At 61.7% G+C, this 15,533-nt stretch carries 15 protein-coding genes and 1 pseudogene; 7 read left to right on the top strand and 9 right to left on the bottom strand.

The features are described from left to right. Positions 1 to 827 precede the first annotated feature (827 nt). The 6 genes and pseudogenes from RY831_RS11255 to RY831_RS11230 form a co-directional block, all read right to left on the bottom strand. A pseudogene (locus RY831_RS11255) lies at positions 828 to 1,642 on the bottom strand (IS5 family transposase). 141 nt (positions 1,643 to 1,783) lie between these two features. Further along, positions 1,784 to 2,440, bottom strand: coding sequence for a LysE family translocator (locus tag RY831_RS11250; protein ID WP_326506427.1), 657 nt, complete (start codon positions 2,438 to 2,440; stop codon positions 1,784 to 1,786). A gap of 44 nt (positions 2,441 to 2,484) precedes the next feature. Next, positions 2,485 to 3,504, bottom strand: coding sequence for a fumarylacetoacetate hydrolase family protein (locus tag RY831_RS11245; RefSeq protein WP_326506426.1), 1,020 nt, complete (start codon positions 3,502 to 3,504; stop codon positions 2,485 to 2,487). Between the two features lie 44 nt (positions 3,505 to 3,548). After that, the gene (locus RY831_RS11240; protein WP_326506437.1) at positions 3,549 to 3,770 is read right to left on the bottom strand and encodes a TMEM165/GDT1 family protein; all 222 of its coding nucleotides are present in this window, start codon (positions 3,768 to 3,770) and stop codon (positions 3,549 to 3,551) included. A 103-nt stretch (positions 3,771 to 3,873) separates the two neighbouring features. Next, on the bottom strand, positions 3,874 to 4,665 hold the full coding sequence (locus tag RY831_RS11235; protein WP_326506425.1) for an HAD-IIB family hydrolase: 792 nt from the start codon (positions 4,663 to 4,665) through the stop codon (positions 3,874 to 3,876). A gap of 7 nt (positions 4,666 to 4,672) precedes the next feature. Then, positions 4,673 to 5,614, bottom strand: coding sequence for a CysB family HTH-type transcriptional regulator (locus RY831_RS11230; protein WP_326506424.1), 942 nt, complete (start codon positions 5,612 to 5,614; stop codon positions 4,673 to 4,675). Between the two features lie 147 nt (positions 5,615 to 5,761). On the opposite strand from RY831_RS11230, the gene RY831_RS11225 reads away from it, so the two are divergent. From RY831_RS11225 to cobA, 7 genes are all read left to right on the top strand, one after another. Beyond that, entirely contained in the window at positions 5,762 to 6,535 is a 774-nt protein-coding gene (locus tag RY831_RS11225) for a sulfite exporter TauE/SafE family protein (RefSeq protein WP_326506423.1), read from the top strand. A gap of 15 nt (positions 6,536 to 6,550) precedes the next feature. Then, positions 6,551 to 8,245 (top strand): nitrite/sulfite reductase, encoded by a 1,695-nt coding sequence (locus RY831_RS11220; protein ID WP_326506422.1) that lies wholly within the window; start codon positions 6,551 to 6,553, stop codon positions 8,243 to 8,245. Next, positions 8,238 to 8,759: a DUF934 domain-containing protein gene (locus RY831_RS11215; protein ID WP_326506421.1), complete on the top strand. Its 522-nt coding sequence runs from the start codon at positions 8,238 to 8,240 to the stop codon at positions 8,757 to 8,759. The genes RY831_RS11220 and RY831_RS11215 overlap by 8 nt, the downstream gene beginning before the upstream one ends. Then, positions 8,756 to 9,475, top strand: coding sequence for a phosphoadenylyl-sulfate reductase (locus RY831_RS11210; RefSeq protein ID WP_326506420.1), 720 nt, complete (start codon positions 8,756 to 8,758; stop codon positions 9,473 to 9,475). The genes RY831_RS11215 and RY831_RS11210 overlap by 4 nt, the downstream gene beginning before the upstream one ends. A 116-nt stretch (positions 9,476 to 9,591) precedes the next feature. Further along, on the top strand, positions 9,592 to 10,527 hold the full coding sequence (gene cysD, locus RY831_RS11205; RefSeq protein ID WP_326506419.1) for a sulfate adenylyltransferase subunit CysD: 936 nt from the start codon (positions 9,592 to 9,594) through the stop codon (positions 10,525 to 10,527). Further along, positions 10,527 to 11,852, top strand: coding sequence for a sulfate adenylyltransferase subunit 1 (locus tag RY831_RS11200; protein ID WP_326506418.1), 1,326 nt, complete (start codon positions 10,527 to 10,529; stop codon positions 11,850 to 11,852). The genes cysD and RY831_RS11200 overlap by 1 nt, the downstream gene beginning before the upstream one ends. 12 nt (positions 11,853 to 11,864) lie before the next feature. Next, positions 11,865 to 12,593 carry a uroporphyrinogen-III C-methyltransferase gene (gene cobA / locus RY831_RS11195; RefSeq protein WP_326506417.1) on the top strand — a complete coding sequence of 243 codons (729 nt, stop codon included), beginning with the start codon at positions 11,865 to 11,867 and terminating at the stop codon, positions 12,591 to 12,593. Positions 12,594 to 12,867: 274 nt separating this feature from the next. Here the strand turns inward: cobA and RY831_RS11190 are convergent, their stop codons facing one another. From RY831_RS11190 to lptF, 3 genes are read right to left on the bottom strand one after another with little or no spacing between them, the layout of a single operon-like run. Continuing rightward, the gene (locus RY831_RS11190) at positions 12,868 to 13,245 is read right to left on the bottom strand and encodes a sirohydrochlorin chelatase (RefSeq protein ID WP_326506416.1); all 378 of its coding nucleotides are present in this window, start codon (positions 13,243 to 13,245) and stop codon (positions 12,868 to 12,870) included. A gap of 33 nt (positions 13,246 to 13,278) precedes the next feature. Next, positions 13,279 to 14,406, bottom strand: a complete 1,128-nt coding sequence (gene lptG / locus RY831_RS11185; protein ID WP_326506415.1) for an LPS export ABC transporter permease LptG — start codon at positions 14,404 to 14,406, stop codon at positions 13,279 to 13,281. Continuing rightward, positions 14,403 to 15,533, bottom strand: coding sequence for an LPS export ABC transporter permease LptF (gene lptF / locus RY831_RS11180; protein ID WP_326506414.1), 1,131 nt, complete (start codon positions 15,531 to 15,533; stop codon positions 14,403 to 14,405). The genes lptG and lptF overlap by 4 nt, the downstream gene beginning before the upstream one ends.

The following is a 15,533-nucleotide window of genomic DNA, read 5'->3' as shown; positions in this document are numbered from 1 at the left end:
GCGTTCTGCAAGAAAGTAACAACTTTATCGACCGGAGCTATCCCAAACTAGCTTGGTCCGAAAAAACCGGTCAGGTCAAATGGACTATATTTTGCGATAGACAATGATCGAATTAGAGTGATTGATAACGCAGAGTCTGAACATGCTGGCTATTACTGCGGTGCGCATGTTGGGTTCAATGGATTGGTTTTTATGAAAAAAGATAAGTGCACAAAAAATTGAATTCCTCATTAGAGCGCTTTCAGTTTGACCGGACTAGACGAGGCCGAGATGATTTGCCGGCGAAACAAGGCGTGGTGACGCGACGTGGCGGGCTCGGCACCCCCGGCCATGGCAAGGAGGAATCGGCGTCTCCTCACAACGCAGTGTCGCCGGCAAAGCAGCCGGGAGCGTCAGTCCGGTCAGACCGAAAGCGCTCCAGCATAGAAAACCTAGCATACGGATTGTGTAACCGTTCAGCCTGCGGCGCTCCTGTCACGAATTGAGGAAGGAGCAGCGCCATGTCCCCAATGTGCTTGAATGGCCTGTGTCAGGAAAGTGAGCGGATTGCGACCCAGGTGTTTGCAACTGCCAGCAACCGTCATGATGCGCTCGACATAGCATAAACCACGCACCGACTGAGTGCCGAAGCCGATTTTCCTCCAGATTGAACGGTTACGTTTCTCGTTTAATCTGATGGGGCAAAGGCAGGCCCATCGCATCAAAATCTTAAATGCAGAGCAGCACCGCGACACTTGGAGGTTGATTCGCAGAGAATCGCCCGACGTTTTCCAACCTAGCTGTTTGGCATTCTGGAGGCGGCGCATATCACATTGTGTACTTACTGCCTATTTCGTTAGGGCTGAACGCCATACGATGATTCCGCAGGCAAGCTGCAACATGGCGAGGTAGGTGTCTTCACGCCTTTCCCACCGTACCAGTAGCCAGCGGAAGCGGTTGATCCAGCTACTGGTGCAGCCAGGCGATGGTGCGCTCGACGACCCAACGCGTCAGGCCCAAATAATTGCCATGAATGGTGCATCGCTTTCCGATCTCTGGGCAGATGCCCTGCTGTCGCAATATCCGCCGATATGCTTCACAGTCATACCCACGGTCAGCCTGCACCCACTTTGGTTTTCGCAGTGGCCGCCCGCGCCGCCCACCAATGGGCGGTACGCCGTCGAGCAACGGCATGAGCTGAGTCGAGTCATGACGGTTAGCATCAGTCAGGATGACGTTCAACGGTGTGTCGGCGGCATCGACGACGAGGTGGTGCTTGCTGCCCGCCTTGCGCCGATCAGTCGGGTTGAGCCCAGTTCCCCCCATGGACCGCCCGCACGGACGAACTGTCGGCAATCACGCGCGAAAAGTCGATCCGATTGGCATTGCGCCGCTTGGCTAACAGCATGCGATGCGGTTTGTCCCATACCCCGGCTTTCTGCCAGTCACGCGCGCGGCGTCAACATGTCATGCCTGAGCCGTAGCCTATTTCGCTGGGCAGCAACTTCCAGGGCAATCCAGATTGCAGGATGAACAGAATACCGGTGAATACACGTCGTTCGCTCAGCCGCTTGCGCCCGACTGGCGACTTGTGCCGCGGCGGTGGCGGCAATAATGACCGAACAATTTCCCATAGTTCATCATCAACCAGTTCGCGGGCCATGGCGTCTCTCCGAAGAACTCGCCGGAAAAACCATTGGACCGTAGTTACTCGATTTTGTTAGACGCTCTTAATCTAGTACACAGGCAATCTGCTCAGACACTCATCATTGTCGCGCAATCAAACGGCGCAATGCTTCATTTTCTACTTCGCGCCGCGCCCGCCCGACATCGCGGTTAAGACGCCAAGTCCAATGAAGGCGCTCGCCGTGACATAACGTCCGGCCGCTCCGGCGCCCTTCATCCTGCCCAGCGCAGGTGCCAGTGCGCTTGCCGCGAACACGTACATCAGGTCAGTGATGGCGGCGATCGCCACGAACACCGCGCCGAGCAGCAGGCTCTGGGCCATCGCGGACGCGGCGGGGTCCATGAACTGCGGAAGGAAAGCGGCAAAGAAGATCGCGGTCTTGGGGTTGAGGAGAGCAACGACGAAGCCATCACGGAAAATGCGTCCCGCCTGCGCCGGCCCGAAAGCCGGTTCGGCGGCTTGCCCCGGCTGGGGTTCTGGCGCCCGCAGCGCCTTGATCCCCAGGTAAACCAGATAAGCCGCTCCGGCATACTTCACGACGCTGAAGGCCAGCGAGGAAATCGCAAACAGCGCCGCCAACCCGACGGCCGCGCCCAACGCATTGCCGAGATTGCCGAGGGCAACGCCTGCCACCGACGCCAGTCCGGCCCGGCGTCCCTGGGCCAGCGTGCGGGTCAGCACGTAGATCACCGCCGGACCCGGCGTGATCGCAAGCGCGAGGCTGGCGAACAGGAAGGCGATCAGCAGCGGCAACGAAGGAAGCAGATCCGGCATGGCATTCTCCTTGCAAAGGTTTGAAGCAGTATAGCGACGCGCGGTCAGCGCGACGCGGCAGTCTGCCCAACCTTGCCAACCTGGCCTACCTGAACCACCTGCTGGTGGATCGCGCCGAAGATCGACTTGCCGTTGGCGTCCAGCATTTCGATCTTGATCGTATCGCCGAATTTCATGAACGGCGTCTTCGCCTCGCCGTCGGCAATCATTTCGAGGCAGCGCTTCTCGGCGATGCAGGTATAGCCCTTCCCGGCATCCTTGTTCGATACCGTGCCGGAGCCGATGATCGAACCGGCGCGCGCATTGCGCGTCTTGACCAGGTGCGCGATCAGCTGCGGAAAGCTGAACACCATGTCGACGCCGGCATTCGGCTGCCCGACCAGCGCGCCGTTCCAGATGGCGCGCAGCGGCAGCGTCACCTTGCCGTCCTGCCAGGCATCGCCGAGTTCGTCGGGCGTGACCGCCACCGGTGAAAAGCTCGACGCCGGCTTCGACTGGAAAAAGCCGAAGCCCTTGGCCAGTTCGGCCGGGATCAGGTTGCGCAGCGAAACGTCGTTGACCAGCATCAGCAGCCTGATATGCGAAAGCGCCTGCGCCGGCGTGCTGCCCATCGGCACGTCACCGGTAACGACGGCCACTTCGCCCTCGAAGTCGATGCCCCACTCTTCCGACGCCAGCACGATGTCGTCCGTCGGCCCGATGAAGTCGTCGGAACCGCCCTGGTACATCAGCGGGTCATGCCAGAAGGATTCCGGCATCTCGGCGTTGCGTGCCTTGCGCACCAGTTCCACATGGTTCACATAGGAAGAACCGTCGGCCCATTGATAGGCGCGCGGCAGCGGCGCCATGCAGCGCTTCGGGTCGAAATCGAAGCTGCGGTGTGTCTTGCCGGCGTTGAGCTGCTCATACAGTTCCTGGAGCTGGGGAGCGATGAAGGACCAGTCGTCCAGCGCCCGCTGCAGGGTCAGCGCGATGCCGTCTGCAATATGGGCTGTCTTCAGGTCGCGCGATACCACGGCCAGCTGGCCGTCGCGCGTGCCGTCCTTGAGGGTGGCTAGTTTCATTGGGTCTCCTTCGGTCTTTTACCAAGGGGCATTATAGAAGGCATTCAAAGGAACCCTGTCAGGCCGCCCGCATTGAAGAGCGTCGCCAGGCCGAGCAGGGCAAAGAGAGCAGCGGCGAGCGACCGTACCCGTTTCAGCGAAACGGCCTGGATGATCCCGTTGCCGAGCAATACCGCCGGCACGTTGGCCAGCATCATGCCGAGCGTGTTGCCCATGGCTACCGCGCCGAACGCGGAATACTTGGCAGCCAGCGCCAAGGTTGCGATCTGGGTCTAGTCGCCCATTTCCGCTCCAATGACAGGAAGGTTCTAGCACGGGAAGCGCATTCCCAGATGGAAAGCTTGTTGATCCAAGCCACGCCGGATGTGATTAGCGTGACGCCAGTATCGCGTCCGCAACTTCGACGAAGCCGGCTCCGCATTCGCTGACGGTCACATAGGCGGGCGCGGCGTCCAGCAGCGGCAGATGGCGGCGCACGTTGGCAACCCCGATCGCCTGCGGGTAATGCGCGAACATGCGCGCATCATTGCCGGAATCGCCGACGAACGCATATTGCAGGCGCGCCGTTTCGTCGCCGACGCCGAAAACATCACGCAGCAGACGCTCGCTGGCCGCTTGTTTGCAGAAAGGCATCGGCGCCGCATGCGCATGTATGCTGCTGGCCGTGGCATGGAAGCCCTGCTCGCGGATGCAGGCAAGGATGCCGGCGACAGTTGCCTCCGGCAAAGGCGGAATGTTTTCGCCGATATCGAAAGCCAGATCCCCAATCCGCAGTGGCGCATCGTCGGCCACCTGCAGTTGCGGAAAGCGGCCGCGCAGGACCGGCACCAGCGCTTCCAGCGCCATGCGGTGCTGCCTGCGGGACGTCTCGTCGGCATAGAACCGCGATTGCATCCGGCCCTGTTCGCCGATCCAGAAGGCGCTGGCGCCGTTTTCGGCAATCACCGCATCGAAGCGACACAGTCTGAGCAAGGGCATCGCCCAGTAGGTGGGACGGCCAGTGACGGCGATGACTTGCAGGCCGGATTCACGCAGAGCGTTCAAGGCTTGCAGCACCGGCGGCGTCAGGGCGCCGGCGGTTGTCAGGGTGTCGTCGATGTCGGTCAGGATGCCGCGCAGTTCCCGGCGCTGCTCCCGCGGCCATTCCGCCAGCGGTTTCATGGCAGCTTCATAATTCGTAGCTATCCTTTTCGCCGCTCATCAGTTGCTCGATCAACTTGCGGTTGAGCGTCGGCGTCAGCATTTCGATAAAGCTGTACACATAGCTGCGCAGGTAGGCGCCCTGCTTGAGTGCCACGCGCGACACGTTCGAGCCGAACAGATGGCCGACGGAAATGGCTTCCAATCCCTTGTCGCGCTCCGGATCGAAGGCCATGCCGGCAATGATGCCCACTCCCATGCCAAGTTCGACATAGGTCTTGATGACATCGGCGTCGATGGCTTCCAGCAGCACGTCGGGCTTGAGTTCCCGGATCGCAAACGCATGATCGATCTTGGCGCGGCCGGTGAAGGCGCTGTCATACGTGATCAGCGGATAACCGGCGATTTCCTCCAGCGTGATCGGCTTTGCATTCAGCAGGGCATGGCCATGCGGCACCACCACCACATGTTCCCACTGATAGCAGGGCATGGTGATGAGGCCGTCCATGTTGGCGATGGCTTCGGTGGCGATGGCCATGTCGGCCTGGTCCTTCAATACCATCTCGGCAATCTGTCGCGGATTGCCTTGCAACAAGGACAAGCGCACCTTGGGGAATTTCTGGGTAAACATCTGCACCACTTTGGGCAGTGCGTACCGGGCCTGGGTGTGGGTTGTTGCAATGGTAAAACTTCCGGTGTCCTGTGCGGCGAATTCCTTGCCGATGCGCTTGAGGCCATCGATTTCCTGCATGATCAGTTCGACGGAACGCAGCACCGCCCTGCCCGGCTCGGTCAGCCCGCGGATGCGCTTGCCGTGCCGGCTGAAGATGTCCACTCCCAACTCTTCCTCAAGCTCGATGATGGCCTTGGAAACGCCCGGCTGCGACGTATGCAGCGCTTTGGCGGCTTCCGTGAGGTTGAAATTCTGCCGGACGGCTTCGCGCACGAAGCGCAGTTGATGGAGATTCATTGTTTCCCTTGCTGCAAGGCCGATTGCCGGCCCAACGGTATCTTTCATGCCTTCTTATGCCATATGGGCATATAAGCAAATAAATACTAAATAGTTTGGAATAAGGAATAAGTTTATTACGATTCACACTCCCATGTGCGAGGTTCCATGACTGTTACTTATATAGTGTCCGGTTTTGCAGTAGGCCTGCTGGTAGGCCTGACAGGCGTCGGCGGCGGTTCGCTGATGACGCCGCTGCTAACCCTGCTTTTCGGCGTTTCGCCGACGGTAGCAGTCGGCACCGACCTCGCATTCGCTTCAGCCACGAAAACTGCCGGCACCCTCGCGCACCGCTTCCGCGGCACAGTGCACTGGGACATCGTGCGCCACCTCTGCTACGGCGCCCTGCCCGCCGCCCTGCTGACCACGCTCGCGCTCAAGTACTTCGGCGCCATGGACAAGCATATCGGCCAGATCATCCGCTACTCCATCGCGGGCTCGGTGCTGCTGACCGTCTTCGCCCTCATTTTCCGCGGCCGCATGCAAGCCTGGGCGCTGGCCCATCCGGAAAAGCAGTTGCAGGGGCGCAACCTGATTATCGTCACCGTGGTGGTCGGCGCCTTGCTCGGTACGCTTGTGACGATTTCCTCGATCGGCGCCGGCGCGGTAGGTGCGACCATATTGGTATTACTGTATCCTCGCCTGTCTCCGGCGGAAATTGCCGGAACCGACATCGCCTATGCCGTACCCCTGACCGCGATCGCCGCGGCCGGACACTGGTACCTGGGCTCGATCAACTGGGAATTGCTGCTGGCCCTGCTGGTGGGTTCGGTGCCTGGCATCACGCTCGGCTCGCTCGCAGCCAAGGCAGTCCCGGAAAAAATTCTGCGCGGCCTGCTCGCCACGACGCTGACAGCCGTCGCCGCCAAAATGGTTTTTTGAGATTGGAACAAGAAGATGTATCGATACGACCAGTATGACCATCAGATCGTCAAGGAACGCGTAGCCCAATACGCGGATCAGGTACGCCGCCGTCTCTCCGACGAACTTGCCGAGGATGAATTCCGCCCGCTCCGTCTGCAGAACGGCCTGTACTACCAGCGCCATGCCTACATGCTGCGCATCGCCGTTCCCTACGGCCTGCTGTCGTCGAAACAGATGCGCATGTTCGCCCATATCGCGCGCGAGCATGACCGCGGCTACGGCCATTTCACGACCCGCCAGAACATCCAGTTCAACTGGATCAAGCTCGAGGAAACCCCGGAAATCCTGTCCAAGCTGGCATCGGTGGAGATGCATGCGATCCAGACTTCCGGCAACTGCGTGCGCAACATCACTTCCGACGAATTCGCCGGCATTGCGCCCGACGAGATCATCGATCCGCGTCCCTATGCCGAGATCCTGCGCCAGTGGAGCACATTCCACCCGGAGTTCGCCTTCCTGCCGCGCAAGTTCAAGATCGCCATCAACGGCGCGCTCGAAGACCGCGCCGCGATCCAGGTGCATGACATCGGCCTGTCGGTGGTGAAGAACGAGCAGGGCGAGATCGGCTTCCGCGTGCTGGTCGGCGGCGGCATGGGCCGCACGCCCATCCTGGGAAGCGAGATCCGGGCCTTCCTGCCGTGGCAGCACGTGATGAGTTACATCGAAGCCATCCTGCGCGTCTACAACCAGTACGGCCGCCGCGACAACATGTACAAGGCCCGCATCAAGATCCTCGTCAAGGCGCTCGGCATCGAGGAATTCGCCCGCCAGGTCGAGGCGGAATGGGCCGACATCAAGGATGGCCCGAGCACGCTGACCGAAGAGGAACTGGCGCGCGTGGCCTCGTTCTTCCCGGCGCCGGCCTATGAGAAGCTGGCGGCCGTCGACGCCGCTGTCGAGCAGTTCAAGAACGACAACAAGGCCTTCTCCAACTGGATCAAGCGCAACGTCAAGCCGCACAAGATGCCGGGCTATGCCGCCGTCGTGCTGTCGCTGAAGAAGACCGGCGTGCCGCCGGGTGACGCTACCGCGGAACAGCTGGACTTCGCCGCCGAGCTCGCCGACCGCTACAGCTTCGGCGAACTGCGCGTGACCCACGAGCAGAACCTGGTGCTGTCGGACGTGAAGCAGTCCGACCTGATCCGCCTGTGGGAAGACGCCAAGGCGCACGGCATGGCCACACCCAACATCGGCCTGCTGACCGACATGATCTGCTGCCCGGGCGGCGACTTCTGCGCGCTGGCCAATGCCAAGTCGATCCCGATCGCAGCCGACATCGCCGAGCGTTTCGACAACCTCGACTTCCAGCATGACATCGGCGAGATCGAGCTCAACATTTCCGGCTGCATCAACTCCTGCGGTCACCATCATGTCGGCCACATCGGAATCCTCGGCGTCGACAAGGACGGCAGCGAGTGGTACCAGGTGTCCGTCGGCGGCGCCCAGGGTAACAATTCGAGCATCGGCAAGATCATCGGCCCGTCGTTCTCCGCGCATCAGATGCCGGAAGTGATCGACCGCATCCTGCAGGTCTACCTGCGCGAGCGCAACGAAGACGAACGCTTCATCGATACCGCGCGCCGCATCGGGGTGGCGCCGTTCAAGGAATTCGTCTACGCCACCCCCATCAAGATCGAACACAAAACCGGAGAGGACGCCTATGCGTAACATCATCAAGAACAGGGCCGTCGTCTCCGATGACTGGAACGTATTGCGCCTCGGCGAGGAGGACACGCCGGAAACCGTAGCCATCCCCGACGGCAAGGTCATCGTGCCTCTGAAGGTCTGGCAGGCGCAGCGCGCCACGCTGGAAGGCCGCGCCGAGCTGGGTGTCTGGATCGCCAGCAGCGAGCGTCCGGAAGAACTCAAGGGCGAATTGGGCAACTTCAAGGTGGTTGCCGTCGACTTCCCGAAATTCGCCGACGGCCGCGGCTACTCGACCGCCTACAACCTGCGCGCCCGCCTCGGCTACACCGGCGAGCTGCGCGCCATCGGCGACGTTCTGCGCGACCAGCTGTTCTACATGCAGCGCGTCGGCTTCGATGCCTTCGCGGTGCGCGAAGACAAGAACATCCATGACGCGCTCAAGGGACTGACCGATTTCTCCGAGGTCTACCAGACTTCCTGGGACCAGAAATCGCCGCTGTTCCGCCGTGTGCAGCGCAGTGGAGCGCCGGCATGAGCGACCTGAACACCCTGGTCGGGAACACGCAGGCGACGCTCAGGCGCATTGCCGACGAGTTTTCGCCGGCGGTGTTCGCCTCCAGCCTGGCTGCCGAAGACATGGTGCTGGCCGACATGATTTTGAAGGCCAAGCTGTCGATCGGCATCTTCACGCTGGAAACCGGCCGCCTGCACAAGGAAACCCTGGGCATGGTCGATCGCATCCGCGAAACCTATGGCTATGAGGTCGCGCTGTACAAGCCCGAGCCGAACGCCATCGATGCCTACGTCAAGCAGAACGGCCTGAACGCCTTCTACGACAGCGTCGACATGCGCAAGGAATGCTGCCGCATTCGCAAGGTCGAGCCGCTGAACCGCGCGCTCGCCGGCAACAAGGCCTGGATCACCGGCCAGCGCCGTTCGCAGTCGACCACCCGCGCCGAACTCGGGGTGCAGGAAGACGATCCGGCGCACGGCATGACCAAGTTCAATCCGCTGGCGGACTGGTCCGAGGAAGACGTCTGGAATTACATCCGCGCCAACAACGTGCCGTACAACCCGCTGCACGACAAGGGATATCCGTCGATCGGCTGCGAGCCTTGCACCCGCGCCATCCAGCCGGGCGAGAATGTGCGCGCCGGCCGCTGGTGGTGGGAAAACCCGGAGTCGAAGGAATGCGGCCTGCACGTGGTCGACGGCAAGCTGGTGCGGATCAAGGCGGTGGCCGAGACCTGACCGCACCTGAGCACACCTGACTGCAAGGCAGGAATGTAAGGAAGGCAGTTCCCGAACTTTTCCGGCGCGGGAACCTGAATGAGGTATCAGACGTATCACAAGGCAAGAACAACACTATGAACACAGCAGTCGAAAAACTCTTTCTTGACGCCGCCAGCAACCGTCACCTGGACTGGCTGGAATCGGAAGCGATCCACATCATGCGCGAAGTCGCGGCCGAGTGCACCAATCCCGCGCTGCTCTTCTCCGGCGGCAAGGATTCGGTCGTGCTGCTGCGCATCGCCGAAAAGGCTTTCCGTCCGGGCAAGTTTCCGTTCCCGCTGGTGCATATCGACACCGGCCACAACTTCCCGGAAGTGATCGAGTTTCGCGACAAGCGCGTGGCTGAACTCGGCGAGCGCCTGATCGTCGGCTCAGTGGAAGATTCGATCAAGCGCGGCACCGTGCGCCTGCGCAATCCGCAGACCGATTCCCGCAATGCGGCGCAGGCCGTGACGCTGCTGGAAACCATCGCAGAACACAAGTTCGACGCCTGCATCGGCGGCGCCCGCCGCGACGAGGAAAAGGCGCGCGCCAAGGAGCGCATCTTTTCCTTCCGCGACGAATTCGGCCAGTGGAATCCGAAGGCGCAGCGCCCCGAGCTGTGGGACCTGTATAACACCCGGGTCCATCCGGGCGAGAACATGCGCGTATTCCCGATTTCGAACTGGACCGAGCTCGACGTCTGGCAATACATCGCGCGGGAAAAGCTGGAGCTGCCGCCGATCTACTTCGCGCACGAGCGCGAGGTCATCCCGCGCAACGGCCTGCTGGTGCCGCTGACCGATCTCACGCCGCCGCGCGAAGGCGAGACCGTCGAGAAACGCATCGTGCGCTTCCGCACCGTCGGCGACATTTCCTGCACCTGCCCGGTCGCATCCGATGCGGCCGACGTGGATGCAATCATCGCCGAAACCGCGGTGACCCAGATTACCGAGCGCGGCGCGACCCGCATGGATGACCAGACGTCCGAAGCCTCGATGGAAAAACGCAAGAAAGAAGGATATTTCTGATGAACGCCGTAGTTGCAGATCAAGTATTGTCGACCAGTGCAGGCACCGAGCGCGGCCTGCTGCGCTTCATCACCGCGGGTTCCGTCGATGACGGCAAGAGCACGCTGATCGGCCGCCTGCTGTTCGACAGCAAGGGCATCTTCGCCGATCAGCTCGCATCGATTTCGCGCGCCAAGCACAAGCGCACCGTCGGCGACACCGTCGACCTGTCGCTGCTGACCGACGGCCTGGAAGCCGAGCGCGAGCAAGGCATCACCATCGATGTCGCCTACCGCTATTTCGCCACGCCCAAGCGCAAGTTCATCATCGCCGACACGCCTGGCCACGAGCAATACACCCGCAACATGGTGACCGGCGCCTCCACCGCCGACGCCGTCATCATCCTGATCGACGTATCGAAGGTAAAGCTGGGCGACGACGGCAGCGTCGAGCTGCTGACCCAGACCAAGCGCCATTCGACCATCGCCCACCTGCTGCGCATCGAGCATGTGATCGTCGCGGTCAACAAGATGGACCTGGTCAATTACGACAAGACCGTCTACGACCGCATCGTCGGCGCCTACAAGCAGTTCGCCGACCAGCTCGGCCTCAAGGATGTGCATCCGATCCCGCTGTCGGCGCTGGCCGGCGACAACGTGGTCGAAGCCGGCGACAAGATGCCCTGGTACCAGGGCCCGACGCTGATCAGCCTGCTGGAATCGCTGTCGGTCTACGACGACGCCCATGTCGAGCCGCTGCGCTTCCCGGTGCAGCTGGTGGCACGCCACAACGGCCACGAAGCGAACGATTTCCGCGGCTACATGGGCCGCATCGAAGCCGGCAGGGTCAGCAAGGGCGACAAGCTGGTGGTGCAGCCTAGCGGCCAGACCGCGACCGTGAAGGACATCCTCACGCTCGACGGCTCGCTGCAGTCGGCTTCCGCCGGCCAGTCGGTGACGCTGCTGCTGCAAGAGTATCTGGATATTTCGCGCGGCGACATGCTGGCCGCCGCCGATGCTCCCGCCACCCTGCAGAAGACCGTGAGCGCCGACGTCTGCTGGCTGTCGGAAGAACCGCTCGACATGCGCCGCAAGTACTGGCTCAAGCACACCACCAAGCAGGTGGCCGCACGCGTGACCAAGATCGACACCCTGCTCGACATCAATACCCAGGAACGCCGTAGTGCCGAGGCGCTCAAGCTCAACGATATCGCCACGATATCGCTCAACGTGCAGCAGCCGCTGGCGGCCGATGCCTATGATGCGATCCGCTCGACCGGAGCCTTCATCCTGATCGATGAAGTCACTCACCAGACCGTGGCCGCCGGCATGATCCGCCTGGCCTGAACAGGAAGCGTCATGCAGTCCAATCCCGCCGCGCAGGCGACCGGCAAGGTCTATCTGCTCGGCGCCGGCCCGGGCGCCGCCGACCTGATCACGGTCCGCGGCGCCCGAATTTTGTCCCAAGCCGACGTCGTGCTCTACGATGCGCTGGTCACCGAGGAGATGCTGGCGCTGTGCCCGCAGGCGGAAAAGATTTCCGTCGGCAAGCGCTCCGGCCAGCGTTCTACCGCCCAGGCCGTCATTAATGAACAACTGGTCGCCTGTGCCAGGAAATATAAGCTGGTGGTGCGCCTGAAGGGCGGCGACCCGATGATGTTCGGACGCGCCGACGAGGAATTGCGGGCGCTGGAATCCGAGGGTATCGAGGTTGAAGTCGTGCCCGGCATCACCACGGCATTGGCAGCGGCGGCATCGACCCGGCAACCGCTGACCAAGCGCGGCATCGCGCGCAGCGTCGCCTTCTTCACCTCCAGCACGGCGCCGAATCATCCGGACGAAACCACCCTGCCCGACTGCGACACCCTCATCCAATACATGGGCGGCAGGGAAGCCATGACCACGGCGCGCAAGCTGCTGGAACAGGGCCGTTCGCCTTCGCTGCCGGTGATCGCGGTGGAGAATTGCAGCCGGCCCAATGAACGGGTGATGCGGCTGACACTGGCGGAACTGGAACAGGGCCTGCCCGATTGCCAGGGGCCGGTGCTGGTGATGATCGGCGAGGCGTTTNGCCTTCGCTGCCGGTGATCGCGGTGGAGAATTGCAGCCGGCCCAATGAACGGGTGATGCGGCTGACACTGGCGGAACTGGAACAGGGCCTGCCCGATTGCCAGGGGCCGGTGCTGGTGATGATCGGCGAGGCGTTTGCGCGGCGTGGCGAATCACGGGATTAAAGCGTGTCTTCGGACAAGCGGCGTTGTGCAGGCACGGAGGCCTGCACTACTTAGCTGAATCTTGAGCTGCTCAAGTAGTGCAGGCCTCCGTGCCCGCACCAAGCCGCCCGTCCGGGGAAAGCCGGCATTCACCCCGCCCGCACCTGCCCCAGGCAATACCCCGCAATCGCATTCAGCACCTCGTCGCTCTCCCCGACCGCCGGGCTCGCCTTGATCGCAAGCCGAGGATGGTTCAGCCTTATCTCGTCGAGTATCAGCGGCAGGTCGCGCAGCACATGCCCGCCCTGCCCGAAGAACACCGGCACCACGGTCGCCTCGGTGCAGCCTTCCGCCACCAGCTGATCGACACGCTCCGGCAAACGCGGCGACATCAGTTCGAGAAAGGCCAGCGAAACCTCGATGTCCGGCGACTGCGCCTGCAGGATGCCCTGCAGCCGCTGAAACGGTTCGGCCCAGCGCGGATCGCGCGCGCCGTGCGCGAACAGGATGAGGGATCGTTTTGCCATGGTGGTTTCTCCGGTAATTGCGCTGAAATTGCACTAATGCTTCTGCACCCACCACAGGGCCGAAATCGCGATCAGCAGGAAAATCATGCTGGGTACCAAGGCCGTCGTCAGTGGCGGCCAGGTGTTAAGCAATCCGACATGCGAGAACAGGCTGTTCAGCAGCTGGAAGCTCACACCGATCATGATGCCAATGAAGATTTTCAGGCTGACACCGCCGGCGCGGAAATGCAGGTAGGCGAACGGCAGCGCCAGCGCCATCATCACCAGCACCGCGAACGGATAGATCAATTTTTTCCAGAACGCAATCTCATAGCGCTCGGTGGTCTGGTTGTTCTCGGTCAGGTGCCGGGTGTAGGTTGCCAGGCCGAGCGCCGACATGCGGTCGGGATCGGCGAACAGGACCGACAGGATGTTGGGCGTGATTTCGGAAATCAGGTCGCGCGTGGGTGCCGTCTTGGTGGAGACGGCCGCCGAGATGTCGGTCACATTCACCGAGAATCCGGTTTCCGTCACTTCGGAGAGCCGCCAGACATTACTGCCCTGGTAATCCGCATACGCGGCCGTCACCATCGATGTCATCCTGAATTCGCGGTCGAACTCGAACAGCCGCACGCCGCGCAGCTGGCCCTGCGGGCTGACGTCCTTCACGTTGAGGAAACGGGTGCCTATGGATTCGCCGGTCAGTCCGTTTTCGCGGATGACGTCCTTGGTCCAGAGGCCGGTGCGGAATTCCTGCGAGATCGAAGCGCCTTCCGCCTGCAGCTTCCAGCGCTCGGCCATTTCACTGGTTCTGGGCGCGATGAATTCACCGAACAGAAAGGTGATGACGACCATCACGATGCCCACGCGCGCCAGCATCCTGCCCGCCATGCCGGTCGACAGCCCGGAAGCGCGCATGATGGTGAACTCCGAACGGGAAGCGAACTGCGCCAGCGCGTAGATGGTGCCGATCAGCGCGGCGATCGGCATCAGGTCGTAGACATAGCCGGGCAGCGCCAGCAGCACATACACGAAGGCATGCTGCAGCTGGTAATTGCCGTTGCCGACGTCCGACAGTTCGCCGATCAGGTCGAAGAAAGCGAACAGCGCCAGAAACGCAATCAGGGTGAATGACACCGCGACCGTGATCTCCCTGGCGACATAGCGGTTGAGTATCCTCATTTGGCCGCCTTGCCCTGGCGCCAGGAGCGCTTGAACGCGCCCCACATGGTCGCCGGATGATAGGGATGGTTGACGAACAGCCGCCAGCAGAACAGGAAGGCGATCAGCAAGGCGGCGGTCAGGTGCAGCGGCCACCATGCCATGTCCAGCGACATCCGCTTCTGCACCACCGATGCCTGGAACACGCTGACCATGTTGCTGTAGATGATGTAGAGCAGCAGCGCGATGAGCAGGTTGGCCGAGCGGCCGCCGCGAGGATTGGCGAAACCGAGGGGGATCGCCAGCAGCATCAGCAGCAGCCCCATGATCGGCAGCGACAGCCGCCACAGCAGTTCCCCGCTGTTGAAATGATTCAGGTTGGCGATCAGCGCCGGTGTCGGCAGCGAGCGCGCCGACAGGTCTCCGATCAGTGCCTGCGACTGGCGCGCCACCAGCACGCCGTAGCGCTCGAATTCGATCACGCGGAAATCGTCCTGGCTGGCCACGCCGTCGTAGCGGCGGCCCTTGTCCATGACCAGGAACTTGTCGCCGCGCTCGTCGATGGCCACCGTGCCTTCCTTGGCGACGACGACGCTGGTGCGCCCGTTCTCGATGGTGTTGACGAACACGTTGCGGACCTTGGTCGAATCGCCGCTGATGCCCTCGACGAAGAAGATGCGGTCGGCGGAAGACGATTCCTGGAATTTACCGGGCGAGACGCGGGAAATGTCTTCCCGCTTTTCAAAGCGCTCGCGGAATTCCGCGCTCTGCCGGTTGGCCCAGGGCGTAACGACGAAGCTGAGCAAGCCTATCAAAAGGACAAGCGGCAGGCCGAAGCTCATGACAGGCTTGATCCATCTCGAAAGACTCAGTCCTGATGCAAACCAGACCACCATTTCCGAATCCTGGTAACTTCGGGTAACGACCACCAGCACCGAGATGAAACCGGTCAGGATAAGGATAATCGACAGATACTTGAGTGCCGCGAAGCCGATAAGTGCAATGACGTCCTGCGATGCGACACGCCCGCCGGCCGCCTGGCCGAGGATCTTGATGAGCATCACGGTGATCGTGATTGTGAACAGCGTGGTGAATACAGCGCCGGCGGTACTAACCAGTTCGCGTCGGAGAGCGCGCTGAAAGATCAT

Origin of the sequence: Noviherbaspirillum album (assembly GCF_035916955.1) — a bacterium.
GTDB lineage: Bacteria > Pseudomonadota > Gammaproteobacteria > Burkholderiales > Burkholderiaceae_D > Noviherbaspirillum > Noviherbaspirillum album.
Note: the sequence above shows the minus strand (reverse complement) of the source record. Positions and strands in the feature narration are given on the sequence as shown.

Bases quoted from the DNA above. Each gene is read 5' to 3' on its own strand.
- RY831_RS11235 (WP_326506425.1), bottom strand. From the start codon at position 4,665: ATGAAACCGCTGGCGGAATGGCCGCGGGAGCAGCGCCGGGAACTGCGC.
- RY831_RS11250 (WP_326506427.1), bottom strand. From the start codon at position 2,440: ATGCCGGATCTGCTTCCTTCGTTGCCGCTGCTGATCGCCTTCCTGTTC.
- cysD (WP_326506419.1), top strand. From the start codon at position 9,592: ATGAACACAGCAGTCGAAAAACTCTTTCTTGACGCCGCCAGCAACCGT.
- RY831_RS11190 (WP_326506416.1), bottom strand. From the start codon at position 13,245: ATGGCAAAACGATCCCTCATCCTGTTCGCGCACGGCGCGCGCGATCCG.
- RY831_RS11225 (WP_326506423.1), top strand. From the start codon at position 5,762: ATGACTGTTACTTATATAGTGTCCGGTTTTGCAGTAGGCCTGCTGGTA.
- RY831_RS11210 (WP_326506420.1), top strand. From the start codon at position 8,756: ATGAGCGACCTGAACACCCTGGTCGGGAACACGCAGGCGACGCTCAGG.
- RY831_RS11215 (WP_326506421.1), top strand. From the start codon at position 8,238: ATGCGTAACATCATCAAGAACAGGGCCGTCGTCTCCGATGACTGGAAC.
- RY831_RS11230 (WP_326506424.1), bottom strand. From the start codon at position 5,614: ATGAATCTCCATCAACTGCGCTTCGTGCGCGAAGCCGTCCGGCAGAAT.
- lptG (WP_326506415.1), bottom strand. From the start codon at position 14,406: ATGAGGATACTCAACCGCTATGTCGCCAGGGAGATCACGGTCGCGGTG.
- RY831_RS11245 (WP_326506426.1), bottom strand. From the start codon at position 3,504: ATGAAACTAGCCACCCTCAAGGACGGCACGCGCGACGGCCAGCTGGCC.
- RY831_RS11200 (WP_326506418.1), top strand. From the start codon at position 10,527: ATGAACGCCGTAGTTGCAGATCAAGTATTGTCGACCAGTGCAGGCACC.
- RY831_RS11220 (WP_326506422.1), top strand. From the start codon at position 6,551: ATGTATCGATACGACCAGTATGACCATCAGATCGTCAAGGAACGCGTA.
- lptF (WP_326506414.1), bottom strand. From the start codon at position 15,533: ATGATCTTTCAGCGCGCTCTCCGACGCGAACTGGTTAGTACCGCCGGC.